The 23,909-nt window shown below is 73.4% G+C and carries 22 protein-coding genes; 6 read left to right on the top strand and 16 right to left on the bottom strand.

Annotated features, from left to right (window positions below; translation table 11 throughout):
* The first annotated feature begins 74 nt into the window (after positions 1 to 74).
* Entirely contained in the window at positions 75 to 332 is a 258-nt protein-coding gene (locus ACF073_RS18925) for a hypothetical protein (protein ID WP_392071342.1), read from the top strand.
* Here ACF073_RS18925 and ACF073_RS18920 read toward each other — a convergent pair.
* The 10 genes from ACF073_RS18920 to infC all read right to left on the bottom strand — a co-directional run bounded on the left by ACF073_RS18920 (position 329) and on the right by infC (position 11,346).
* The gene (locus ACF073_RS18920; protein ID WP_392071340.1) at positions 329 to 865 is read right to left on the bottom strand and encodes an NUDIX hydrolase; all 537 of its coding nucleotides are present in this window, start codon (positions 863 to 865) and stop codon (positions 329 to 331) included. The genes ACF073_RS18925 and ACF073_RS18920 overlap by 4 nt on opposite strands.
* A 65-nt stretch (positions 866 to 930) precedes the next feature.
* Positions 931 to 2,271 carry a transcriptional regulator gene (locus tag ACF073_RS18915; RefSeq protein ID WP_392071337.1) on the bottom strand — a complete coding sequence of 447 codons (1,341 nt, stop codon included), beginning with the start codon at positions 2,269 to 2,271 and terminating at the stop codon, positions 931 to 933.
* 205 nt (positions 2,272 to 2,476) lie between these two features.
* Positions 2,477 to 3,574, bottom strand: coding sequence for a PP2C family protein-serine/threonine phosphatase (locus ACF073_RS18910; protein ID WP_392071336.1), 1,098 nt, complete (start codon positions 3,572 to 3,574; stop codon positions 2,477 to 2,479).
* Positions 3,575 to 3,846: 272 nt separating this feature from the next.
* The gene (gene pheT / locus ACF073_RS18905; RefSeq protein ID WP_392071334.1) at positions 3,847 to 6,360 is read right to left on the bottom strand and encodes a phenylalanine--tRNA ligase subunit beta; all 2,514 of its coding nucleotides are present in this window, start codon (positions 6,358 to 6,360) and stop codon (positions 3,847 to 3,849) included.
* Complete coding sequence (gene pheS / locus ACF073_RS18900) at positions 6,360 to 7,481, bottom strand: phenylalanine--tRNA ligase subunit alpha (RefSeq protein WP_392071332.1); 1,122 nt, start codon at positions 7,479 to 7,481, stop codon at positions 6,360 to 6,362. Before pheS ends, pheT begins: the two co-directional genes overlap by 1 nt.
* Positions 7,482 to 7,637: 156 nt before the next feature.
* Positions 7,638 to 8,780 (bottom strand): ATP-binding protein, encoded by a 1,143-nt coding sequence (locus ACF073_RS18895; RefSeq protein ID WP_392071330.1) that lies wholly within the window; start codon positions 8,778 to 8,780, stop codon positions 7,638 to 7,640.
* Positions 8,781 to 8,830: 50 nt separating this feature from the next.
* Entirely contained in the window at positions 8,831 to 9,685 is an 855-nt protein-coding gene (locus tag ACF073_RS18890; protein ID WP_392071745.1) for a TrmH family RNA methyltransferase, read from the bottom strand.
* A 195-nt stretch (positions 9,686 to 9,880) separates the two neighbouring features.
* Positions 9,881 to 10,264 (bottom strand): 50S ribosomal protein L20, encoded by a 384-nt coding sequence (rplT, locus tag ACF073_RS18885; protein WP_020938960.1) that lies wholly within the window; start codon positions 10,262 to 10,264, stop codon positions 9,881 to 9,883.
* Positions 10,265 to 10,359: 95 nt separating this feature from the next.
* A complete protein-coding gene (gene rpmI, locus ACF073_RS18880; RefSeq protein WP_004933563.1) occupies positions 10,360 to 10,554 on the bottom strand; it encodes a 50S ribosomal protein L35 in 195 nt (64 codons plus the stop codon).
* A 111-nt stretch (positions 10,555 to 10,665) separates the two neighbouring features.
* Positions 10,666 to 11,346 (bottom strand): translation initiation factor IF-3, encoded by a 681-nt coding sequence (infC, locus tag ACF073_RS18875; RefSeq protein WP_392071327.1) that lies wholly within the window; start codon positions 11,344 to 11,346, stop codon positions 10,666 to 10,668.
* 388 nt (positions 11,347 to 11,734) lie between these two features.
* Here infC and ACF073_RS18870 point away from each other — a divergent pair, with 388 nt between their 5' ends.
* A complete protein-coding gene (locus tag ACF073_RS18870; RefSeq protein WP_392071325.1) occupies positions 11,735 to 12,091 on the top strand; it encodes a DUF1844 domain-containing protein in 357 nt (118 codons plus the stop codon).
* Here the strand turns inward: ACF073_RS18870 and ACF073_RS18865 are convergent, their stop codons facing one another.
* Positions 12,092 to 12,823, bottom strand: coding sequence for an SseB family protein (locus ACF073_RS18865; RefSeq protein WP_392071323.1), 732 nt, complete (start codon positions 12,821 to 12,823; stop codon positions 12,092 to 12,094).
* Positions 12,824 to 12,973: 150 nt separating this feature from the next.
* On the opposite strand from ACF073_RS18865, the gene ACF073_RS18860 reads away from it, so the two are divergent.
* Positions 12,974 to 13,927 carry a serine hydrolase gene (locus ACF073_RS18860; RefSeq protein WP_392071321.1) on the top strand — a complete coding sequence of 318 codons (954 nt, stop codon included), beginning with the start codon at positions 12,974 to 12,976 and terminating at the stop codon, positions 13,925 to 13,927.
* A 143-nt stretch (positions 13,928 to 14,070) separates the two neighbouring features.
* On the top strand, positions 14,071 to 15,219 hold the full coding sequence (locus ACF073_RS18855) for an alpha/beta hydrolase family protein (RefSeq protein ID WP_392071319.1): 1,149 nt from the start codon (positions 14,071 to 14,073) through the stop codon (positions 15,217 to 15,219).
* A 4-nt stretch (positions 15,220 to 15,223) separates the two neighbouring features.
* On the opposite strand, the gene mycP is transcribed toward ACF073_RS18855, so the two are convergent.
* Together mycP and ACF073_RS18845 are read right to left on the bottom strand one after the other, a co-directional pair.
* A complete protein-coding gene (gene mycP / locus ACF073_RS18850) occupies positions 15,224 to 16,387 on the bottom strand; it encodes a type VII secretion-associated serine protease mycosin (RefSeq protein ID WP_392071318.1) in 1,164 nt (387 codons plus the stop codon).
* A complete protein-coding gene (locus tag ACF073_RS18845; RefSeq protein WP_392071317.1) occupies positions 16,384 to 18,009 on the bottom strand; it encodes a hypothetical protein in 1,626 nt (541 codons plus the stop codon). The genes mycP and ACF073_RS18845 overlap by 4 nt, the downstream gene beginning before the upstream one ends.
* 272 nt (positions 18,010 to 18,281) lie before the next feature.
* On the opposite strand from ACF073_RS18845, the gene ACF073_RS18840 reads away from it, so the two are divergent.
* A complete protein-coding gene (locus ACF073_RS18840; RefSeq protein WP_392071315.1) occupies positions 18,282 to 19,484 on the top strand; it encodes an amino acid deaminase/aldolase in 1,203 nt (400 codons plus the stop codon).
* 9 nt (positions 19,485 to 19,493) lie between these two features.
* Here ACF073_RS18840 and ACF073_RS18835 read toward each other — a convergent pair whose 3' ends face one another.
* From ACF073_RS18835 to ACF073_RS18825, 3 genes are read right to left on the bottom strand one after another with little or no spacing between them, the layout of a single operon-like run.
* Complete coding sequence (locus ACF073_RS18835) at positions 19,494 to 20,276, bottom strand: 3-oxoacyl-ACP reductase (protein ID WP_392071314.1); 783 nt, start codon at positions 20,274 to 20,276, stop codon at positions 19,494 to 19,496.
* Entirely contained in the window at positions 20,273 to 21,646 is a 1,374-nt protein-coding gene (locus ACF073_RS18830) for an aldehyde dehydrogenase family protein (protein WP_392071312.1), read from the bottom strand. Before ACF073_RS18830 ends, ACF073_RS18835 begins: the two co-directional genes overlap by 4 nt.
* 8 nt (positions 21,647 to 21,654) lie before the next feature.
* On the bottom strand, positions 21,655 to 23,013 hold the full coding sequence (locus ACF073_RS18825) for a glutamine synthetase family protein (protein ID WP_392071310.1): 1,359 nt from the start codon (positions 23,011 to 23,013) through the stop codon (positions 21,655 to 21,657).
* Positions 23,014 to 23,107: 94 nt separating this feature from the next.
* On the opposite strand from ACF073_RS18825, the gene ACF073_RS18820 reads away from it, so the two are divergent.
* Positions 23,108 to 23,860 carry a FadR/GntR family transcriptional regulator gene (locus ACF073_RS18820; RefSeq protein ID WP_392071308.1) on the top strand — a complete coding sequence of 251 codons (753 nt, stop codon included), beginning with the start codon at positions 23,108 to 23,110 and terminating at the stop codon, positions 23,858 to 23,860.
* The last annotated feature ends 49 nt before the right edge of the window (positions 23,861 to 23,909 follow it).

Genomic DNA, 23,909 nt, shown 5'->3' with positions numbered 1-23,909 from the left:
CAGGCGAGTTGACTCATCATGCGCATGCAAGGGATGCGGAATCATCCATTTCGACTACCGAAAGGAGCGGACCCGTGACCGCCGAACCGGAGCATCCCGTGGTCCATGGAGAACTCGCAGAGTTACGGCGCCGCCTCGACGTCGCCTGTGCCCGGGTCGAGGGAGGGCTCGCACTGCTCCGCCACCGTACCGAGGAGACCGCCAAGGAAGTGGACGAGCTGAACTCCCGGATGGCCTCGCTGGAACACGCACGCTGGCCGCTGCCCTCGCTCGCCGCGCTGAGCGCGCTCGGAGCGCTCGTGGTGACGCTCTGGCAGGCGCTGGCCCACTAGCCCTCGGCGAGCCTGAGGTGGTGCAACAGCAGTAACGCGGCCGCCATGTTGGCGGCCGGGACCTCCCCACGGGCGATCAGGTCGGGGACGAGTTTGAGGGGCACCCATTCCCGCCGGTCCGACTCGAAGTCGTCCACCGGGTGTCCGATGTACTCGCCCCGGTCGGACCAGTAGACGTGGTGCCGGGCGTCGGTGAGGCCGTTGGACGGCTCCACGCTCATGAGGTGGTGCAGGGGCCCCGGCCGCCAGCCGGTCTCCTCCTCCAGTTCCCTGGCGGCAGCGCTCGCGATGTCCTCGCCGTCCTCGACGACGCCCGCGGCCAGTTCCCACCCCCAGCTGTCGGTGATGAAGCGGTGCCGCCACAGCAGCAGCACCTCGTTCGCCTCGTTGACCACCGTGGCCACGGCCACGGGGCGCAGCCGGATCAGGAAGTGGTCGAGATGCCGGCCGTCCGGCAGCTCGACATCTGCGAGATTGACGCTGAACCAGCGGTTTTCATACACAGTTTGTTCGTTCTGTTTCGTCCACTGCACGGTTCTGCCACCTTCCGCCGAGTAAGTGGCAATATCGCAGCAGGGACGGTGCACCTACAGTGGGCCTACAGCGGTACCCGCAGCGCCCCGTCGATGAGTTCGGCGGCTTCGGCGGTACCGGCCGAGCCGCAGCGCACCAGATGCTCGCGGACCACGCGGAGTCTGTCGCGCAGCCGCTGGGACTCCATTCCGCGTGCCTGCTCGGCCATCTGCACGGCGGTGGCCACGGCCTTGTCGGCGTTGCCCTGGCGCAGCTCGATGGTGCTGAGCATGGCCAGCCGGTGCACCCGGCCCCGGTCGTGGGCGGGGGTGTCCACGGCCGCCGCCGCGTGCTCCCGGGCGGCGGCGATCTCCCCGAGGCTGAGCAGCGCCTCGGCCACCTGCACATTGACCAGGCCCGGCTGCACGTACCCGGTCTCGTCGGGCTCGTAGCCCCTTCGGATCCGCTCGGCGGCGGTCTCCGCGCGCCGGATGCAGGACAACGCGCTGCCGCTGTCCCCGAGATGGGCGTACGCCTTGGCCTGCATCGCGTACAGATCGGAGGCGAGCGCCGGGGTGATGTGCCGGCCCGCGGCGCGCAGCGCGGCCTCGGCGAAGGCGACGGCCTGCCGGTACTCCCGCATGAACAGCGCCTGGTTGACCAGCAGCGCGATGACGTACGCCCCCAGTCCCCGGTCCCCGCTGGCCTTGGCCAGCCGCAGCGCCTGGTGGAAGTAGCGCTGGGCGAGACCGTGCGCGTCGGAGTCGTAGGCGCAGATGCCCGCGACCGCCACCAGTCCGCCCGTCGCACGGTGCAGTTGACGGCCGGTGGCGTCGGTGTAGCCGCCGCGCAGCAGCGGCGCGGCCTCGGTGTTGAGGAAACCCACGATCCGCGTCCGGGTCGCGATCCCGCCGGCCTTGCGGTACATCTGCTCGTAGTGCGCGCGGGCGGCGCGCAGCATCTCGATGTCGGCGGCGGTCACGGGGTGCCGCCCGCCCCGCGAGACGTCGACGTCCTCGGGCGGGTTCTCCCACTCCCACACCGGCATCACGGCCGGCGTCCCGGTGACCGCGGGGGCGCCCAGCACATGCGGCCGCTGCTGTTCGTCCGAGCGCCACAGCGCGGTGGCCCGCTCCACGAAGCCGGAGAGCGAACCGGCGTGCGGGGTGCTCGGTTCGCCCGGCACCCCGAGGCCGATGTCGTCCAGCGTGACCGGCCGGCGCAGCCGGGCGGCCAGCACCTCGCAGATCAGGTCGGGCACCTGGCCGCGTGGCCGCTGCCCCTTCAACCAGCGCGCCACGGCGGTGTGTTCGTACCGCAGCGCGAGTCCGCGGGCGCGGCCGGCCTGGTTCACATGGGCGGCGAGACCGGCGTGCGAGATCCCCGCCTCGTCCAGGATGGCGTCGAGCAGAGTATTGGGCTGCATGGGATGCCCCCCGAGTGGCCTGGTGCGGTCAGCGTAGTGGGTGCGGGTTCACACGGGGTGTGAACGGAATGCCCGTATCCGGGCTGTGCGCGCGCTGTCGCGGAGCGTGCCGGGCCGCTTGACTGGGGTTCCTCGCAAGAGGCCGGCCGGGCCGCCGGCTCCCCCCTCTTCACAGCGGCGGCCCGGCTGCTGTCAGGGGGGTCGCCTAGCGACGGGTCGACGGCTGCGGGCGGGTGGGAGCCTGGCACGGGCGGGCGGCGGAGCCGCCGGCCTCACCGTCCCGCGCCGCCGGGGAGGTCCGGCAGGCGCCGCCGCGGTCGTTGCGCAGGACCAGCACCGCGATGTCGTCCGTGGGCGGCCCCGGCGCGTGGTGCCGCAGCGCCGCGAAGACCATGCGCAGCACCGTCTGCGGGGACACCGGATGATGCCTCGCGACCTCGCGCAGCGCCTCCGGCAGCGAGAAGAACCGGCCCCGGGCGTCCCGCGCCTCCTCCGCGCCGTCGGTGAAGAGCACCACGGACTCCCCCGCCAGCAGCGGCCGGCAGGGCAGCGCCTCCAGCTCGGCCGGCAGCGGGAACGGCCCCAGCGGCGGGAGGGGATCGGCACGGCTCAGCGGGTCGACCCGACTCCCCCTGAGCACGTACGGCCACGGGTGCCCGCAGTTGAGCGCGCGCAGCCGGCCGTCCCGGTCGATCTCCAGCAGCAGCACGGTGACGAACTCCTCGGCGACCGGGTTCTCCGGGTCCGGGGCCCCGTGCGCCGGGTGTTCGGAGCGGGCGCGTTCGCGCAGGTGGCGGCCGAGCGTGCGGTCCAGTCTGCGGAGCACGCGGCCCAGTTCGGGCTCGTCGTGGGCGGCCTCGCGGAAGCTGCCGAGGAGGGCCGCGACCGTGCCGAGCGCGGCAAGACCGTGCCCCCGGACGTCCCCCATCACCACCCGCACGCCGTACTCGGTGGCGATCACCTCGTAGAGATCACCGCCGACACTCGCGCCCCGGTCGGCGGAGAGCTGGGCCGCGGCGACGTTGAGCCCGTCGAGGCGCGGCGGCGGCGGACGCAGGACTACGTTCTGCGCGGCGCGTGCCGCCCGCCGGGCGAGCCGCAGCTCCCGGAGCAGGGTGCGGCGGACATGGAATATCAGGCCGGTTCCGACGGCGAAGAACACGGCGCTGGTGACGATGCGCGCTCCGAGCCCGTTCTGTTGGGCGAGTGGGCAGCCGAATTTGTAGCCGACCGCGACGGCACCCCAGACCGTGGGCAGTACGGCTTCCCGCCCGGTGGGCGCCCGTGCCTTGATGCGGATCATGCCTCTGGTCCCCCAATGTGGACCCCGAAAGAGCAGACGGACCGACCCCGAAAGGCCGGTCCGATTCTGTCCACGGCATGACCCGGGCGGGCCGGATCGCCGCCCGTTCCCACCCGAATGAGTGATCCTCCGTCAGCCGGCGCGCATTTATGCAGCTCGCGGCGGGGGTGACGCACCCGCGGGGCGGGAGGCGGTCAGCGACCGCGCGCCATGAGCGCGGCCGGCCGCAGTGACCCCGCGACCGGCCGTCGTCCGTCGGACACCCGGGGCGCTCAGCCCCGGAGCACGGCTCCCGTACGCTCGCCGGCGAGGGCGACCGCCGCGTCCCGCGCTGCGGACGCCTCGTCCACGGTCAGCGTGCGGTCCGGCGCCCGGAACCGGAGCGCGTACGCCAGCGACTTCTTCCCGTCGCCCAGCTGCTCGGCGTTCTCGTACACGTCGAACAGCCGGATGGACTCGAGCAGCTCGCCCGCGCCCTCCCGCAGCGCCGCCTCGACCTCGGCCGCCGGCACCGGCCGGTCGACGACGAGGGCGACATCCTGCGTGGCGACCGGGAACGTGGAGATGGCGGGCGCCTGCGGAGTGCCGTCGCCCACCGCCTCCAGCGCGTCCAGGTTCAGCTCCATCGCGCAGGTGCGCTCGGGCAGGCCCAGGGCCTTGACGACCCGCGGGTGCAGTTCTCCCGCGTGGCCCACGACGCTCTCCACGCCCTCGGCGACGACCACGAACTCGGCGCAGCGGCCGGGGTGCCACGGGCCGTACTGGCTCTTGCGGACGACCAGTTCGGCGCCGGCCTCGCGGGCGACGGCGCGGCCCGCCTCGACGGCGTCGGCCCAGTCGGCCGGACGGCCCTTGCCCCACCAGCCGGCCTGCTCGCGGGCGCCCGCGAGCACGACCGCGACATGGCGCGGCTGCTCGGGCAGCGCGGCGTCCAGCTCGGCGATCTCCTCGGCGGTGGGACGCCGGTCCACGGGGAGGTGTCCGGCGGTCCGCCGCTCCCCGGTGGGGTGGAAGACCAGCCCGGTCTCGAACAGCGCCAGTTCGTGCGAGCCGCGGCCGTCGTTGCGCCGCAGGGCGCCCAGGAGGCCCGGCAGCAGCGTCGTACGCAGCGCGGGCTCCTCGTCGTTGAGCGGGTTGACCAGCTTCACGACACGGCGGGCCGGGTCGTCGGCCGCCAGGCCGAGCTGGTCGAGGACCTGCTCGCCGATGAACGGGTAGTTCGGGGCCTCGACGTAGCCCGCGCCGGCCAGCGCCCGGCCGACCCTGCGGTGCAGCCGCTGACGGTGGGTCAGCCCGCGGCCCGAGGGCAGCTTGGGCAGCGTGGAGGGCAGGTTCTCGTAGCCCTCCAGCCGGATGACCTCTTCGGCCAGGTCGTTGGGGTCGGCCAGGTCGGGGCGCCAGGACGGCACGGTGACGATCAGCTCGTCCTGGCCGTAGACGTCGCAGCCGACCTCCTGCAGACGGCGTACGACCGTCTCGCGGCCGTAGTCGACGCCCGCGACCCTGTCCGGGTGGTCGGCCGGGACGGTGATCGTGTGCGGCGCGGACGGCGCGATGACCTCGGTGACGCCCGCCTCGGCGGTACCGCCGGCGAGCAGCACCAGCAGGTCCACCGTGCGCTGGGCGGCGGCAGCGGCGGCCTGCGGGTCGACGCCGCGCTCGAAGCGGCGGGACGCCTCGGACAGCAGCTTGTGGCGGCGGCTCGTACGGGCGACGGCGACGGCGTCGAAGTGCGCCGCCTCGATCACCACGTCGGTGGTCGCCTGCTCGGCGTCGGCGTGGTCGGCGATCTCGGTGTTGGCGCCGCCCATCACACCGGCGAGGCCGATGGGACCGCGGTCGTCGGTGATGACCAGGTCCTCCTCGTGCAGCGTGCGCTCCACGCCGTCGAGGGTGACGAGCTTCTCGCCCTCGTGGGCCCGGCGGACCCCGATGGTGCCCTGGACCAGCCTGCGGTCGTAGGCGTGCAGGGGCTGGCCCAGCTCCATCATCACGTAGTTGGTGACGTCGACGGCGAGCGAGATCGGACGCATGCCGACCTTCTGCAGCCTGCGCTGCAGCCAGAGCGGGGAGCGGGTCTCGGGGCGCAGCCCGGTGACCGTGCGGGCGGTGAAGCGGTCGCAGCCGAACGGGTCGGAGACCTGGACCGGGTAGCCGTACGCGTTCGGGGCCGGCACGTCGATCAGGGCCGGGTCGCGCAGCGGGAGGCCGTAGGCGATGGCGGTCTCACGGGCCACGCCGCGGATGGACAGGCAGTCGCCGCGGTTGGCGGTGACGGCGATGTCCAGGACCTCGTCGACCAGCTCCAGCAGCTCGATGGCGTCCCTGCCGACCTCGGTCTCCGGCGGCAGCACGATGATGCCGTGGCTGCCGTCGTCGCCCATGCCCAGCTCGTCGCCGGAGCAGATCATGCCGTGGGACGTCCTGCCGTAGGTCTTGCGGGCGGCGATGGAGAAGCCGCCGGGCAGGGTGGCGCCGGGCAGGACCACGACGACCTTGTCGCCGACCGCGAAGTTGCGGGCGCCGCAGACGATCTCCTGGGGCTCGCCGGTGCCGTTGGCCTGGCCGACGTCGACGGTGCAGAAGCGGATCGGCTTCTTGAAGCCCTCCAGCTCCTCGATCGTCAGGACCTGGCCGACGACCAGCGGGCCCTTGAGGTCGGCGCCGAGCGGCTCGACGGTCTCGACCTCGAGGCCGGCCGAAATGAGCTTGGCCTGGACGTCACGGCCGGTCTCGGTGGCCGGCAGGTCGACGTACTCCCGCAGCCAAGAAAGCGGGACCCGCATCAGATCTCCATCCCGAACGGCCGGGTGAACCGGACGTCACCCTCGACCATGTCTCGCATGTCCTCGACGTTGTGGCGGAACATCAGCATCCGCTCGATGCCGAACCCGAAGGCGAAGCCGCTGTACCTCTCCGGGTCGACGCCGCAGGCGGCCAGCACCCGCGGGTTGACCATGCCGCAGCCGCCCAGCTCGATCCAGCCCTCGCTGGAGCAGGTGCGGCAGGGCCGGTCCGGGTTGCCGACGGACTCGCCCTTGCAGACGTAGCAGAGCATGTCCATCTCGGCGCTCGGCTCGGTGAAGGGGAAGAAGTTCGGCCGCAGCCGGGTCTTCATGCCCTCGCCGAACAGGGACTGGACCATGTGGTCCAGGGTGCCCTTGAGGTCGGCCATGGTCAGGCCCTCGTCCACGGCGAGCAGCTCGACCTGGTGGAAGACCGGCGTGTGCGTGGCGTCCAGCTCGTCGGTGCGGTACACCCGGCCGGGACAGATCACGTAGACCGGCAGCTCACGGTCGAGCAGCGAGCGGATCTGCACCGGGGAGGTGTGGGTGCGCAGCACGACACCGGACTCGGTGCCGCCCTCCGGACCCTGCACGAAGAAGGTGTCGGCCTCGCCGCGGGCCGGGTGGTCAGGGCCGATGTTGAGGGCGTCGAAGTTGAACCACTCGGCTTCGACCTGCGGGCCCTCGGCGACCTCGTAGCCCATGGCCACGAAGACGTCCTCGATGCGCTCCGAGAGCGTGGTCAGGGGGTGGCGGGCGCCGGCCGGTACGCGGTCGTACGGCAGGGTGACGTCCACGTCCTCCTCGACGAGCACCCGGGCGTCGCGCTCGGCCTCCAGTTCGGCCTGGCGGGCGCCCAGGCCCTTGTTCACGGCGCCGCGGGCCATGCCGACGCGCTTGCCGGCCTCCGCCTTGGCGTGCGGGGGCAGGGCGCCGATCTCGCGGTTGGCGAGGGCCAGCGGCGAGGCGGGGCCGGTGTGGGCGACCTTGGCCTCGTGGAGCGCGTCGAGGGAGCTCGCTGCGGCGAAGGCGGCCAGCGCCTCGTCCCGCATGCGCTCGATCTCTTCCGGTTTCAACGCCTCGACCTCGACAGGGTCGTACGACTTATTGGGTGCCGACATCTCTTCCCGTGCTTCCGATTGGCTGGCGGACGGTCCCCGTCACCGACTTCGGCACTGCCAGAGACTCGCTGGGCTCTGCGTGGGCCGTGTGAAGGACACAAAGGTGCCAAAGGCCGAGTCTAACGGGGCGGAGGTATACGAAGAGCCCGTGGGCCGCTAGACGAGATACGCCGGCGCGCTCACGGGCAGGGTAAATCGGAACTCGGCGCCGCCGCCGAGGGCCCGGCCGACCGTGATGGTGCCGCCGTGGACCTCCACGATGCCCTTGACGATGTACAGCCCCAGTCCCGTGCCGCCGCGCTTGCTGCCCCGCCAGAAGCGGGTGAAGACGCGGTTCATGGATTCCTCCGGGATGCCGGGACCTTCGTCGCCCACCGTGACCGACGTGCCGGTTTCCTCGCCCTCGCGCGGGGACGCGCAGGACGTGACGTCAATGGTGACGGTTCCCTCGCCGTGCCGCACGGCATTTTCGAGGAGGTTGCTGAGCACCTGGTCGATCTTGTCGGGGTCGGCCCACAGGGCGGGCAGCGGCTGCGCGACGCGGAGCAGGAAGCGGTCGGCGGGCTGGCCCGCCGCGACATGGGCCTGGATGTGCCGGGAGACGGCGGCCCCGATGTCGACGGGCTGGCGGCGCAGCTCCAGCCGCCCCGAGTCGATCCGGGAGATGTCCAGCAGCTCGGCGATGAGCCGGGTGACCCGGTCGGCGTCGGCGTCGACGGTCTCCAGCATGAGCCGCTTCTGATCGTCGGTGAAGCGTTCCCACTTGGCGAGCAGGGTGGCGGTGAAGCCCTTCACCGACGTCAGCGGGGAGCGCAGCTCATGGGCGACGGTGGCGATCAGCTCGGCGTGGCTGCGCTCGGTACGGCGGCGGGCCTCGGTGTCCCGGAGGGAGACGACCACGCGGCGCACCGGCCCCAGCGGCTCGTCGCGCACATAGCGGGCCGAGACCAGCACCTCCCGGCCACCCGGCAGCAGCAGGTTCCGCTCCGGCTGCCGCACCCGGATCGCGAGCCCGCCGTAGGGGTCGGTCAGCTGCCACCAGCGGCGCCCCTCCAGGTCCTCGAGGGGCAGCGCCTTCTCCAGCGGCTGTCCGAGGGCGTCGGCGGGCCGTACCGCGGTGATCCGTGCGGCGGCGGCGTTGAAGCAGGTCACGCGGCCGCGCTCGTCGGCGATCACCAGGCCGTCGGGCAGCTGGTCGGGATCGACGCCGGGACCGGCCGCGGCCGTGCCGCGCCGGGGCGCGGGTGTGCGCCGCGCGTCCCGTCCCTCCGGCCCGGTACTCGTGCCGGCCACACTCATCCCCGTACCCCACCTCTCAGACGGCGCAGGGCCCCGCGGTGGTCACCCTACTAGCTCTCGGTGACGGAGCGGCACCCTCCGGAGGCGCGCTGTGCACGGGCCGACGCGTAGAGACATACGGCGGCGGCCGTGGCGAGGTTCAGGCTCTCGGCCTTTCCGTGGATGGGGACGCGGACGACGGCGTCGGCGAGGGCGCGCGTCTCCTCCGGCAGGCCCCATGCCTCGTTGCCGAACACCCAGGCGGTGGGGCCGCCCATGGTGCCCTTGTCCAGCTCCTCGTCGAGGTCGCGGTCGCCCGCTCCGTCGGCGGCGAGGATGCGCACGCCGGCCTCCTGCAGGCCCGCCACCGCCCGCTCGACGGGGACGCCGACCGCCACGGGCAGGTGGAAGTGCGAGCCGACGGAGGCCCTCACCGCCTTGGGGTTGTACAGGTCGACGGAGGCGTCGGTGAGGATCACGGCCTCGGCGCCCGCGGCGTCGGCGCAGCGCAGCACGGTGCCGGCGTTGCCGGGGTCGCGCACATGGGCGAGGACGGCGACCAGCCTGGGGCGGGCGGCGAGGATCTCCTCGAAGGGGGTGTCGAGGAAGCGGCAGACGCCCACCAGCCCCTGCGGGGTGACCGTGGTCGAGATGTCGGCGATGACCTCTTCGGAGGCGAGGTGCACCCCGGCGTCCACGCTGCGGGCGGCCCCGATGATGTCGGCGTACCGCTCGGCGGCCTCGACGGTGGCGAACAGCTCGACGAGCGTCGCCCGTCCTCCTGAGCGGTGTGCGGCGGCCTCCCGCACGGCCTGCGGCCCCTCCGCGAGAAACAGCCGGTCCTTGCCCCGGAAGTTCCGCTTGGCGAGCCGCCGCGCGGCGGCGACACGGGCGGACCGGGGGGAGATCAGCTCGGGGGTGGGCATGCTCTTGTTCACCTTCAGGAGAGTCTTCTCTGTGGCACCGGCGGGCTGCGGCGCCCCGTGAGGGGCACGGGGAACCGCGCGGCCGGCCACGGCGGGCCGGCGGCCGGACGACCGCGGTGGGCCCCCAACGACAGGACCCGCAAGCCGTCAGCCTGCGGGTCCCTCAGTGAGCGTCGGCTCAGAGCCGGCCCGGCGTCACGCGGCCTTCGGCGCGTTGACGTCCGACGGCAGCGCCTTCTGCGCGACCTCGACGAGCGCCGCGAAGGCGTTCGCGTCGTTCACGGCAAGCTCGGCCAGGATCTTGCGGTCGACCTCGACGTTCGCGGCCTTCAGACCCTGGATGAAGCGGTTGTAGGTGATGCCGTTCGCGCGGGCAGCGGCGTTGATGCGCTGGATCCACAGCTGACGGAAGTCGCCCTTGCGCTTCTTGCGGTCGTTGTAGTTGTAGACCAGCGAGTGGGTGACCTGCTCCTTGGCCTTGCGGTACAGGCGCGAACGCTGACCGCGGTAGCCGGAGGCCGCCTCGAGGATCGCCCGGCGCTTCTTGTGGGCGTTGACTGCCCGCTTGACGCGTGCCACTTGTTAACTCCTTGTAGCGGGGCCGCGGTTGGACTCACGCGGCCCGGAAACGACTGGGTCCCGGTCCTGCCGCAGGGCGCTCATGCGCCCCGCGGTCACTTGCCGAGAAGCTTCTTGATCTTCGCGGCGTCGCCCGGGGCCATCTCGGCGTTGCCGGTGAGGCGACGCGTGACGCGGGACGACTTGTGCTCAAGCAGGTGGCGCTTGCCGGCGCGCTCACGGAGCACCTTGCCGGAGCCGGTGACCTTGAAGCGCTTGCTGGCACCGCTGTGCGACTTGTTCTTCGGCATAGCGCCGTTCTCTCCTCGTCGGTGGCGCTCCGGTGCCCGGTCGTCAAACCGGGCACGGTGGAGCGTCGCTCTTCTTTCGGTTACATCCTTGGGGACATGGGTCCCCCGGGATCACGCCTCGGCGGGCTCTTCGGCGGACGCCTCGACCTCGTCGGACGCGTCGGCCTCAGCAGGGTTCTGCGAGCGACCGGGGTTGGCCTTCGCATCCGCCTTCCGGGCTTCCTGCGCCTGCCGGGCCTCGGCCATCGCCTCGGTCTTCTTCTTGTGCGGACCGAGAACCATGATCATGTTCCGGCCGTCCTGCTTCGGGTTCGACTCGATGAAACCGAGGTCCTGGACGTCCTCCGCGAGCCGCTGCAGCAGTCGGTAGCCCAGCTCGGGGCGGGACTGCTCACGGCCACGGAACATGATCGTGATCTTGACCTTGTCGCCCTGCTTGAGGAACCGGACGACGTGACCCTTCTTGGTGTCATAGTCGTGCGGGTCGATCTTCGGCCGGAGCTTCATCTCCTTGATGACCGTGTGCGCCTGGTTCTTGCGCGCCTCACGGGCCTTCATGGCCGACTCGTACTTGAACTTCCCGTAGTCCATGAGCTTGCACACGGGCGGACGGGCGTTCGCCGCGACCTCGACCAGGTCCAGGTCGTACTCCTGCGCAAGCTCCAGTGCCTTAGCGAGCGGGACAATGCCCACCTGCTCGCCACTGGGACCGACAAGTCGCACCTCGGGAACGCGAATCCGGTCGTTGATGCGGGGCTCGGCGCTGATGGATCCTCCTCGGTAGCACCACACGGCGGTCTGGCGGACAGCCGCGTAACGTCTGTGTTCTTTGGGACCTGACCGCTCCGGAGCACAAAAATGCCCCGGGACGATCACAGGCGGGGCTCCAAGCACTACCGGAGCACCGCCGCGATGTCGCGGGGCGCGCTTTCGGGCGACTCCATCGTCCGTACGGAACGATGGTGGTCGCCTGACCGGGTGACCCGCCATCCCGGAGGACGGTCGGGTGGGAGATCGGAGCCTCCACTTGTAGGCTGGGCACAGACATGTCCAGCCGGTCGTTACACGAGATTACCAGCATCGATGGGCAAGGGCTAATCGAGGGGGTCCGGCAGGGCGCCGCCGCGGCAGCCCCGGGGCTCCACCCGCACGCTCGCGCGCACCGCATATCGTGTGGGGCATGAGTGACACCCCTCCTGAAACCCCCGACTTCGACGCGATGACCCGGGACATCGCCGAGGTCCCCGCCGTCGAGGTGATCGTGACGGTCGCCGTCAACCTGATGAGCGCCTCCGCCGTCAAGCTCGGGCTGAGCGAGGAGGGCGAGAAGTACAAGGACCTGGACGAGGCCCGCAAGCTGATCACCGCGCTCGCCGGACTGCTCGACGCGAGCGCGACCGAGATCAGCTCCTTCCACGCGGCCCCGCTGCGCGACGGCCTGAAGTCGCTGCAGCTGGCCTTCCGCGAGGCGTCGATCGTCCCGGACGACCCGGGCCAGGGCCCGGGCGAGAAGTACACGGGCCCCGTCTACGGCTAGCTATCCCCTGACATAGAGGGGCTCGCCCGGAGGCGTGGTCCCGGCCGGCAGCAGTGCCAGGTCGAGGCCGCGCACCAGGCGGGCCCGCAGTGTCTCGTCCTCGGCGAGCCGCCCGGCGACCGCGCGGGCGGCCTCGGCGGCCGGCGCGGCCGGGTCGAGCACGAGGGCGAGCGTGCCGTCCGCCCGGCCGGGGCCGAGGTGGGCGCGCAGCACGGCGGGCTCCGCCGCGACCGCCGCGCGGACGGCCGCCACGACGGCGGGGTCGGCGAGCGGGTCGGTGCTGGTGCGGCCCTCGGCGAGGGCGAGCAGCGCCGGTCCGGTCAGCTCGAACGGCACCGGTCCCGCGAGGTCGAGCACGACCGTGTCGGCCTTCTCGTGCGCGGCGGCCTGGAGCGCCTGGTGCAGGGGCACGGCGACCGGGCGGGCCTCGGGGTCCCAGCGGGCCAGGGAGCCGGTGGAGGTGAAGGCGGGCAGCGCGGTGCGGCCCCCGGCCTTCAGGGTGGGTACGGCCATGTCGCTGGTCTTCTCGCGGCGCAGCCCGTTCTCGTCCTCCTCGACCTCGCCGAGCACGGCGACGACGGGGACCAGCAGACGGGCGCCCTTGAGCGCCTCCAGGACGGGCCCGAAGGCGCTGCGGTCCTCGGCCCAGGCGGCGAGCGCGGCGCTCAGCCGGGGGTCGGCGGAGCCGTCGTCGTCGGAGAAGCCGGGGTCGGGAATGTTCTTGTTCGCCACGGTCACCGACCCTATAGCGGGGAAACCGCCGGGCTTGTGCGGGGCCGGAAACACGGGCGTCACCGCTCTCACGGAAATCTCAGCATTCCGTGACCGGGTTCTCACGCCGGCCTGACCGGGCGCACAGTCGGGGCCCCGAGCATCGCGGCCATGGAGTCCTCCCGAGCCCGTCGCCACCGCTCCGCGCGCCCGCCCCGGCGCCGTCCGCTGCTGTACGCCGCCCTCGCCGCGGTCGTCGTGGGCGGGGTCACGGCCGGCGGCACGGTCTATGTGAAGGCGCGGGCGCGCTCCGGGGCCGCGGCCGTATCGTCGGCGGCGCCCCCGGCCGCCTCCTCGGCCGGGGCGGACGAGGAGGCGTCGGTGGAACCCGTGACGGAGCCCGCGGCGGACCGGGACGCTCTGCTGAGGGCGGCGATGGCGAAGGTGGCGGTGCCCTCGGGCGCCACGGTGTCGGCGGCCGTGCTCGCGGTGGACTCCGGCGAGAGCGCCGTGTACGGCGACGCGGCCTTCGACACGGCGAGCATCGTCAAGGTCGACATCCTGGCCGCGCTGCTGCTCCGGGCGCAGGACGCGGGCCGGCACCTCACGGCGGCCGAGCGGGCGTCCGCCGCGAAGATGATCGAGAACAGCGACAACGCGTCCGCGACGGAGCTGTGGCACACCATCGGCCGTGCGGCCGGTCTCGACGCGGCGAACCGGCGCCTCGGGCTGCAGCGGACCTCCGGCGGGGAGGGCGAGCTGTGGGGGCTGACCCGGACCACCGCCGCCGACCAACTGGTCCTGCTCCAGCAGGTGTTCGGGGCGGACTCGGAGCTGAGCGCGGCCTCCCGGACGTACCTCCGGGGCCTGATGGAGTCCGTCGAGCCCGATCAGCGGTGGGGGGTGTCGGCCGCCGCCGACGGCGGCTCCTGGGCGCTGAAGAACGGCTGGCTGCCGCGCAGCACGACGGGACGGTGGGTCGTCAACAGCATCGGCCTGGTGACGGCGGACGGGACCGACTGCCTGGTGGCGGTGCTCTCGAACGGCACGACGACCCAGCCGAAGGGCATCTCCCTCGTGGAGGCGGCGGCGAAGGCGGCGGTGTCGGTGTTCGGCGACAAATGATCGGACTTCTGGACGTCAACTGATCTAGAGTTCAAGGCACTTGACGATGAGCAGGCTGGATGGTGGCATTCCCTTTACCCTGCCCCGGGTCCGGCCGCGGAAGGAGTGCTGTGCCTCCCGTACGCCCGAATCGCCGTTCCGTCATGGCCGCTGGACTCGGAGCGGTCGCTGCCGCCGCCGTTCCCCTGTCGCTGCCCACGCCGGCGGCGGCCGCCGGCCTCATCCCGATCCGGCTGGCCGGGCCGACCGGACCCGCTCCGGTGGGCGCGGTGGAGCTGCACCTGGTCGACCGGTCGCGGACCGAGCCCCGCTCGGACGCCGGACAGCCTCGCGAGCTGATGGTGACCGTGCACTACCCGGCCGCCGACGTGCGCGGCCACGCGATGCTGAGGTGGCTGCCGGCGGGTGCCGAGCGGGCGCTCAAGGCCCGCTGGGGCGGCGCCCTGGACGCCTACGCGATGCCGGTGACGCACAGCGCGGACCGCGCCCCCGCCCGGCCGGGCCGGCGGCCGGTGCTGCTGTACTCGCCGGGCTACACCTCGGACCGCACGTTCAACTCCCTCCTCGTCGAGGACCTGGTGTCCTGGGGATACGTCGTGGTCACGGTGGACCATCCGTACGACTCGGGCGAGGTGGAGTTCCCCGACAGCCGGGTCGTCACCCTCCCCGATCCGGACGGGGTGGAGCGGGCCGCCGCGGTCGCGGTGCGCGCCGCCGACCTGCGGTTCGTGCTCGACCGGCTGGCCGTCCTGAACCGCGGCGGCAACCCCGACGCGGCCCGGCGCCCGCTCCCGCACGGGCTGTGCGGAAGCCTGGACCTCACGCGGACCGGTGCTTTCGGCCACTCCCGGGGCGGTGCGGCTGCGGCGGCCGTGATGGACCTGGACGAGCGGGGGCGGGCCGGCATCGACCTGGACGGCGCCCTGTACGGGCCGGTGGTCGAGCGTGGTCTCGACCGGCCGTTCCTGTTGATGGACACGGCGGTCCACGACGGCATGAACCAGGACACGACCTGGCCGCCGTTCTGGAACAACCTGCGCGCCTGGCGACGCTGTCTGCGGCTCGCGGACGCCGACCACAACTCCTACACCGACATCGTGGCGGCCGCTCCGCAACTCCCGCCCGGACTGCCCCTGCAGACCGGCACGATCCCCGCCGACCGGGCGGTCGCGGCCGTACGGGCCACCGTGCGGGCCTTCTTCGACCTCCAGTTGCGCGGCCGCCCCGACACCGGGCAGCTGCTGTGGGGGGCTTCGCCGCGCTACCCGGAGATCGGGTACATCGCCGGATAGGGGCTCAGGCCGGCCGGCGGCGGCTGCGCCAGAGGATCACTCCGGCCACCAGCAGGACGCCGCCCGCGCCGCCGGCGAGCGGGGCCGCCCAGCCGGCGGCGCCGCTCGTGGCCCTGGGGGTGTCCGGACCCGCGCCGAAGTACTTCTCGCGGTACGGCATGGCGCCCGGGCGGGCCGGGGGCTCCAGGCGGGCCGCCGCCTTCAGGGCCGCCGCCGGATCGATCATGCCGAAGCCCCGGGAGTCGTCCCGGCCGCCCACCGGGGCGTCCCGCGCGGTGTCCTCGAGGACCTTCTTGACCTGGACCGGGGTCAGGGCGGGGTGGGCCGCCTTGAGCAGGGCCGCCGCGCCGGAGACGAAGGCGGAGGCCGCGCTCGTGCCCCAGCCCGCGTAGTACTTGCGGTCGGGGTCGGCGATGACGACGTCGACGCCGGGCGCGCTGACGGCGGCGTACCAGCGGCGGGTGGAGAAGGCGGCGCGGGTGCCGTACTTGTCCACGGCGGTGGCGGCGATGACGCCCGGGTAGGCGGCCGGGTAGGAGACGTGGTCGCCCTTGTCGCCGCCGTTGCCCGCCGAGGCCACGACGACCACGCCCTTCTTCAGCGCGTACTGCACCGCCTCGTCCTCGCTGGGCTCGGGGTGCGCGGAGTCGGAGTCGTCGCCGAGGGAGAGGTTGATGACGTCGGCACCGTGGTCGGCGGCCCAGCGGATGCCGTCGGCGAGGGCGTTGCCGCGGGTGGTGCGGGCCTTGGCGCGGGCGGGGTCGCCGTCCTCCAGGATGACCCGGACGGGCAGGATCTTCGTCTCGGGGGCCACGCCCATGACGCCGTCGGCGCCGCCCGCGCCGTGGCCGTGCCCGGCGATGATGCCGGCCATCGCCGTGCCGTGCCGGGCCCAGGTCCGGTCGCCCGGCCCCGCGCCGAAGCCGATCATGTCCTTGGCGGGCAGGACGTTGCCCGCGAGGTCCGGGTGGTCGCCCTCCACCCCGGTGTCCAGGACGGCGACGGTGACGCCCCGGCCCTTGGTGGTCTGCCATGCCTCCTGGAGGTGCAGGGCGGACAGGCCCCACTGCTGGCCGCGGATGCCGTCCGCGTGGGCGGCGGTGGCCGGCAGCAGGGCGAGGGAGCCGGCGAGCAGCAGGCTCGCCGCCGCTGCGCGGACGCGCTTCATGAGGGCTTCTCCGTGGCCGTGCCGACGGTCTTGCGCAGGCGCCGTTCGACGCGGTCGGCCAGGCCCTGGGCCTCGTTGCCGAGGCCGGCCTGGGCCGGTGCAGCGGTGGCGCCGGAGCGGACGGCGTCCGCCGCGGGCTGGGGCGCGTCGACGGTACGGCCGTCGGCCCAGCCGGAGACGGCGAAGGCGACGACGGGGGCGTCGGTGAGGACGGAGACGGTCCAGGAGGCCCGCTGCCGCTCGCCGAAGCCGGCGGCGGGCGTGCCGGCGGCGGCGTACGCGCGGGGCATCAGGTCGGCCCGCCGGTCCAGGTGTTCGTCGCGGAAGCGGGCGGCGAGCGCGGACATGGCAGCGGGGTCGGCCTTGGTGAACAGCAGGCCGACGGTGGTGACGTAGCTCTGGGTGGCGTCGGTGTAGGTGGCGCGCAGCAGCCGCCGGCAGCCGACCGGGGCGAGGGCCTTGGACAGCAGCGGGTCGAAGGCGCGGGCGCAGCCGGCGTCGGGGGCCACGGCGATCCGGGTCCAGGTGCGGTCGGCGCCGCCGGGGCCGGCCCCGGTGCCCTGGACGGTGGGCGGGAACAGGTCGTCCACGGGCACGCTGTGCCAGAGCGTCCCGGCGGTGCTGAACGCGGTCGCCGCGGTGCTGTCCGGGCCGTCCCCGGTGAGCCAACTCCCGGTCGCGGCGCCGCTGAGGAGGCCGAACCCGAGCACGAGGCAGGCGGCAGCGGCGGCGGTGCGCGGCGCCGGCCGCAGACGGGTGCGCTCACCGAACGCCTCGGGCTCCGCGAACGACACGACGGGCCGGCCGGCCGGGGCGGCGCTCCAGGAGTGGGCCGGGTCCGGCGCGGTGGGCGCGGGGCTCGCGGGGCGGGCGGGCGCCGTCGGGCCCCAGGCCCGCGCACCGGTCCCCGCGGACCCCGCGCTCCCCGGGGGACGTCGGGACTCGCCGTCGGCGACGGACGGCGAGGACGGCGAGGGGGCGGGTCCGGGCGGGGGCGCGGGAATCGGCCGGAGCCGGGCCGTCGTCTCCGACGGGGCTTCCGGGGGGACACCCGGCCGGCGCGGCTCCCGGGCGGGACGCAGGCGTGCCGTCGTCTCCGACGGGATGTCCGCCGGGGCGCCCGGCCGGCCGCCGGGCTCGCCGCCGGGCCGGACCCGGGGCGACGTCCGCGCAGCGGTCCCCGGGGCCGTTCCCGGGGCGGGCCCCGCACCGGTGGGCGAGCCGGGCCCGGCGACGGTCCCCGGCGCCGCCGACCCTGTCCCCGCGACTGTCTTCGCCGGGGCCGGCGCGCGGCCGGACCGGGCGCCGGGGCGCCCGGCGGAACCCGCGGAGGCCGTGCCCGGCGGAGCGTCGGGGAAGCGGGCCGAGGCGGGCGGTGGCGGCGGGCTCACCGGCTCGGCGACCTCGGGCACGGCGGAGGGGCGCGGCCCGTGGACACGGGCGGCCGGGGACCGCGGGCCGCGCGGGGTGAAGACCGACGGCTCCTCGTCCGGCGCGCAGTCGGCGAGCCGGGTGTCGTCCGCGGTCCGGGGCGCGGGTGCCGGCCGGGGGCCGGGGGGCTGGTGGGCGGGCGGAGCCGACGGGCGTGGCGGGATCGGGGCCTGCCGCGCTTCCGTGCTCATGCACCCCCCGTTTCCTCGTGCCCGGGCCGTCTCCTCGTACGCGAGCCGTCCTGCCGCTCGGCCGTGCCCGGTGCGCAAGTCCTCGCGGGCACGCATACCCGTACGGCCGGACGGGCATCCCGGTTCAGCCTGCCGACCGGGTGCGTTCCGCCGTACGTGCGCGTCACTCTACGGGTTCTCGGGCGCCGGGACGGAACCGGTCCGGACGGCCCGGGGTATCTGCCCGGAACGTCCCCCTACCCTGCGGTAATCCTGTCTGGCAGGCTTCCGTCATGACTGCGCCTGCCGCTGATCGGGCCCGTTACGACCGGGCCACCGCCCATCTCGACGCCCCTGTGGCGATCGTGGACCTGGACGCGTTCGACGCCAACGCGGCCGACCTGGTACGCCGCGCCGCCGGCAAACCGGTCCGGGTCGCCAGCAAGTCGGTGCGCTGCCGGGCCCTGCTGGAACGGGTCCTGGCCCGGGACGGCTTCCAGGGCGTCATGTCGTTCACCCTGGCCGAGTCGCTGTGGCTCGCGCGTTCGGGGTTCGACGACATCCTGCTGGCCTATCCGTCCGCCGACCGGTCGGGTTTCGCGGAACTCGCGGCCGACCCCAAGCTGGCCGGTGCCGTCACCGTGATGATCGACGATCCGGCACACCTCGATCTCATCGACGCCGCCCGCGACGGCGGACGCGAAGTGGTGCGTGTCTGCCTGGAGTTGGACACCTCGTTGAAGCTGCTGGGCGGCCGGGTGCGGGTCGGCGCCCGCCGCTCGCCCCTGCACTCCCCCGGCCAACTCGCCGAGGTGGCACGCTCGGTGGCCCGGCGGCCGGGCTTCAAGCTGGTGGGGATCATGGCGTACGAGGGGCATGTCGCCGGGGTCGGGGACGCGGTCGCCGGGCGCCCGCTGCGCTCCCGGGCGATCCGGCTGATGCAGGCCGCGGCCCGGCGGGAGCTGGCCGAGCGGCGGGCGGCCGTGGTGCGGGCGGTCCGGGCCGTCGTCCCGGACCTGGAGTTCGTCAACGGCGGCGGCACCGGCAGTGTGCAGCACACCGCCGCCGAGGACGCGGTGACCGAGATCGCGGCCGGCTCGGGGCTGTACGTGCCGCGTCTGTTCGACAACTACACGTCCTTCACCGGCCGCCCGGCCGCGCTCTTCGCCCAGCCGGTCGTACGGCGGCCCGGCGTGGGGATCGTCACCGTGCTCGGCGGCGGCTACCCGGCCTCCGGCGTCGCGGGACCCGACCGGCTGCCGGTGCCGTATCTGCCGGAGGGACTGCGCTACGACCCGCAGGAGGGCCCGGGAGAGGTGCAGACCCCGCTGCTCGGCTCGCCCGCCGACGACCTGCTCATCGGCGACAAGGTGTGGTTCCGGCACGCCAAGGCGGGCGAGCTGTGCGAGCGGTTCGAGGCGCTGCACCTGATCGAGGGGGACACGGTCACGGCGACCGTGCCCACCTACCGGGGCGAGGGACAGACCTTCCTGTGACCCGGGCCGCTACACGGGCGTGACGTACGCGCCGGCGATCCCGCCGTCGACCAGGAAGTCGGTGGCGTTGACGAACGAGGAGTCGTCGCTGGCCAGGAAGGCGACGGCGGCGGCGATCTCCTCGGCCTCGGCGAACCGGCCGACCGGGATGTGGACCAGGCGGCGGGCGGCCCGCTCCGGGTCCTTGGCGAACAGTTCCTGGAGCAGCGGGGTGTTCACCGGGCCGGGGCACAGGGCGTTCACGCGGATGCCCTCCCGGGCGAACTGCACGCCCAGCTCGCGGGACATGGCGAGGACGCCGCCCTTGGAGGCCGTGTAGGAGATCTGGGAGGTGGCCGCGCCCATCCGGGCCACGAAGGACGCGGTGTTGATGATGGAGCCCTTGCCCTGGCGGCGCATGTAGGGGATGGCGGCCTTGCAGCACAGGTAGACGGAGGTGAGGTTGACCTCCTGGACGCGCTTCCAGGCCTCCAGGCCCGTCTCCAGGATGGAGTCGTCGTCGGGCGGCGAGATGCCGGCGTTGTTGAAGGCGATGTCGACGCTGCCGTAGGTGTCGTACGCCGTCTTGAACAGCGCCTCGACCTGCTCGGGGTCGGTGACGTCGACCTTGACGAAGAGTCCGCCGACCTCGTCGGCGGCGGCCTTGCCGCGTGCCTCGTCGACGTCCGCGCAGACGACGCGGGCGCCCTCGGAGGCGAGCCGGCGGGCGGTGGCGAGTCCGATGCCGCTGCCGGCTCCGGTGACGACGGCGGTACGGCCGACCAGGCGGCGGCAAACGGTGGTGTCGGTCACTGTGCGGGGCCCTCCGTGCTGATGAAGACGTTCTTGGTCTCGGTGAAGGCGGTCAGGGCGTCGGGCCCGAGTTCGCGGCCGAGGCCGGACTGCTTGAAGCCGCCGAACGGGGTCCAGTAGCGGACGCTGGAGTGGGAGTTGACGGACAGGTTGCCCGCGCGCACGGCCTGGGACACGCGCAGGGCGCGGCCCACGTCCCGGGTCCAGATGGAGCCGGAGAGGCCGTAGGGGGTGTCGTTGGCGAGGCGGATCGCGTCCTCCTCGTCGGTGAAGGGGAGCAGAACGGCGACCGGCCCGAAGATCTCCTCGCGGGCCGCCGCGCCGTCCGGCCGCTCCCCGGTGAGCACGGTCGGGGGGAACCAGAACCCGGGACCGTCGGGGGCGCTGCCGCGCAGGGCCGGGGCGTCCTCGGGGACGTAGGACCGTACGCGCTCCAGCTGCTGGGCGGAGATCAGCGGGCCCATCTGGGTCTTCTCGTCGGCCGGGTCGCCCACGACGACGGCGGCCAGCGCGTCGGCGAGGTAGGCGCGGGCCTCGTCCAGCACCGACTCCTGGACCAGGACGCGGGTGCGGGCGCAGCAGTCCTGGCCGGAGTTGTCCAGGAAGGAGAAGGGGTCGAGGGCGGCCTCGAGGTCGGCGTCGGCGAAGACGACGTTGGGGCTCTTGCCGCCGAGTTCGAGGGTGACGGGCTTGACGGGGTCGGCGCAGAGCGCCATGACGCGCTTGCCGGCCCGGGTGGAGCCGGTGAAGACGATCTTGCCGACGCCGGGGTGCCGTACGAGCGCCTCGCCCGCGATGTCGCCGCGTCCCGGCAGCACCTGGAAGAGGTGTTCCGGCAGTCCGGCCTCCCGCGCGAGTTCGGCCAGGCGCAGGGAGGTCAGCGGGGTGGTCTCGGCGGGCTTGAGGATGACGGCGTTGCCCGCGGCGAGGGCCGGTGCCGTGCCCCAGGCGGCGATCGGCAGGGGGAAGTTCCAGGGGGCGATGACGCCGACGACGCCGAGCGGTTCGAGGATCGTGACGTCCAGTCCGCCGGGGACCGGGATCTGCCGGCCCGCGAGCCGTTCCACTCCGCCGGCCGCGTAGTCCAGCAGGTCGCGGACGTTGCCGGCCTCCCAGCGGGCGTTGCCGATGGTGTGTCCGGCCTCCCGCACCTCCAGCAGGGCCAGCTCTTCGAGGTGCGAGTCGACGACGGCGGCGAAGCGGCGCAGCAGCCGGGCCCGGTCGGCGGGCGTGAGGGCGGCCCAGGCCCGCTGCGCCTGTCCGGCACGGCGGACCGCGGCGTCCACGTCCTGCTCGCCGGCGCCGGGGACGGTCGCGATGACCTCTTCCGTCGCGGGGTTGAGTACGTCGAGTTCATACAGCTGGGACACGTGATGCCTCACAGGCGTTCGAAGGAGCGGCGCAGCTCCCAGTCGGTGACCGCGGCGTCGAAGGCCTCCAGTTCGACGCGCGCCATGTTGCGGTAGTGGGCCACGACCTCGTCGCCGAAGGCGGCCCGGGCGATCGGGCTGTTCTCCCAGAGTTCGGCGGCCTCGCGCAGGGAGGTCGGGACGTGGGCGAAGCCGGCGGTGTAGGCGTTGCCGGGGCAGGGGTCGGGGAGTTCGAGTTTCTGTTCGACGCCGTGCAGTCCGGCCGCGATCAGGCCGGCGACGGCGAGGTACGGATTGACGTCGCCGCCGGGCAGGCGGTTCTCGAAGCGCAGGGAGCGGCCGTGGCCGACCACGCGCAGGGCGCAGGTGCGGTTGTCATGGCCCCAGGCGACGGCGGTGGGCGCGAAGGAGCCCGGCTGGAACCGCTTGTAGGAGTTGATGTTGGGGGCGTAGAGCAGTGAGAAGTCGCGCAGGGCGGCGAGCTGTCCGGCGAGGAAGTGCCGCATCACGTCGGACATCCCGTCGGGCCCCGCCATCGCGTTGCCGCCGTCGGCGTCGGCGAGCGAGAGGTGGATGTGGCAGGAGTTGCCCTCGCGCTCGTTGTACTTGGCCATGAAGGTGATCGAGACACCCTCCTGGGAGGCGATCTCCTTGGCGCCGGTCTTGTACAGGGCGTGCTGGTCGCACGTGGTGAGGGCCTCGTCGTAGCGGAAGACGATCTCGTGCTGGCCGGGATTGCACTCGCCCTTGGCGGACTCGACGGTGAGCCCGGCGCCGGCCATGTCGTTGCGCAGCCGGCGCAGCAGGGGCTCGATGCGGCCGGTGCCGAGGATGGAGTAGTCGATGTTGTACTGGTTGGCCGGGGTCAGGCCGCGGTAGTTCGCGTCCCAGGCCTGTTCGTAGCTGTCCTTGAAGACGATGAACTCCAGCTCGGTGCCGACCTGGGCGGTGTAGCCCAGCTCGGCGAGCCGCTCCAGCTGGCGGAGCAGGATCTGGCGGGGCGCCGCGACGACCGGGGAGCCGTCGTTCCAGGCGAGGTCGGCGACGAGCAGGGCGGTGCCGGGGTGCCAGGGGACGCGGCGCAGGGTGGCCAGGTCGGGGTGCATGGCGAAGTCGCCGTACCCGCGCTCCCACGAGGACATCGCGTAGCCCTCCACGGTGTTCATCTCGGTGTCCACGGCGAGCAGGTAGTTGCAGCCCTCGGTGCCGTGCTGGAGTACCTCGTCGAGGAAGAATCGGGCGGCGAACCGCTTGCCCTGGAGCCGCCCTTGCATATCGGGGAAGGCCAGGACGACAGTGTCGATCTCACCGCTCGCGACGAGGGCGTGCAGTTCCTCGACGCTGAGCGGGGCTGTGCGGTCTGCCACGGGAGAGCCTCCTTGGGCGCATCGCGCTTCTTCGGCCGGGCCGGGAGCCATAAGGTATTGCGGAGAACCATTGCTTGGGAAGGGGGTACGGCGGATGTCGCAGGAGACGGAGTGGCACGGGGCGGACGCGCAGGGCGTCGACGACCGCCTCACGCCGGTGCTGCGGCCGGTGCGGGCGGGCAACGGGTTCGAGGAGGCGCTGGAGCAGATCCTCCAGGTCGTCCGGCTCGGACTGGTGCCGGGCGGCGAGCGGCTGCCGGCCGAGCGGGAGCTGGCGGAGCGGCTCGGGATCAGCCGGGTGACGCTGCGCGAGGTGCTGAAGGTGCTCCAGGACCAGGGCCTGGTGGAGGCGCGGCGCGGACGGTACGGCGGGACGTTCGTCCTGCCGCGCCCGGACGCGGGCGGCGAGGACGAGCTGCGGCGCCGGATCGCCGAGGTCGACATCGAGGACGTGCTGCGCTTCCGCGAGGTGCTGGAGGTGGGGGCGGCCGGGCTGTGCGCGGCGCACGGGCTGGCGCCGGAGCAGGCGGAGCGGCTGCGGGAGGCCCTGCACCGCACCCACGAGGCCCCGCTCGCGCACTACCGGCGGGCGGACACGCTGCTGCATCTGACCCTGGCCGAACTGTGCGGTTCGCCCTCGCTGACCGCGCAGTACGCGGCGGTCCGGGCCACGGTGAACGACCTGCTGGACTGCATACCGCTGCTGGTGCGCAACCTGGAGCACTCCCAGCGCCAGCACACCGCGCTGGTGGAGGCGGTGCTGGACGGGGACGCGGACGGGGCGCGGGAGATGATGCGGGAGCACTGCGCGGGCACGGCGGCCCTGCTGCGGGGCTTCCTGGCGTAGGCCGGCCCCGGCGCACGACAGCTCCGTAAAGGTTTTCCCGAACACCTTT

Origin of the sequence: Streptomyces sp. NPDC015171 (assembly GCF_043079545.1) — a bacterium.
Classification (GTDB): domain Bacteria; phylum Actinomycetota; class Actinomycetes; order Streptomycetales; family Streptomycetaceae; genus Streptomyces.
This window is presented reverse-complemented; position numbering and strand designations above follow the sequence as displayed.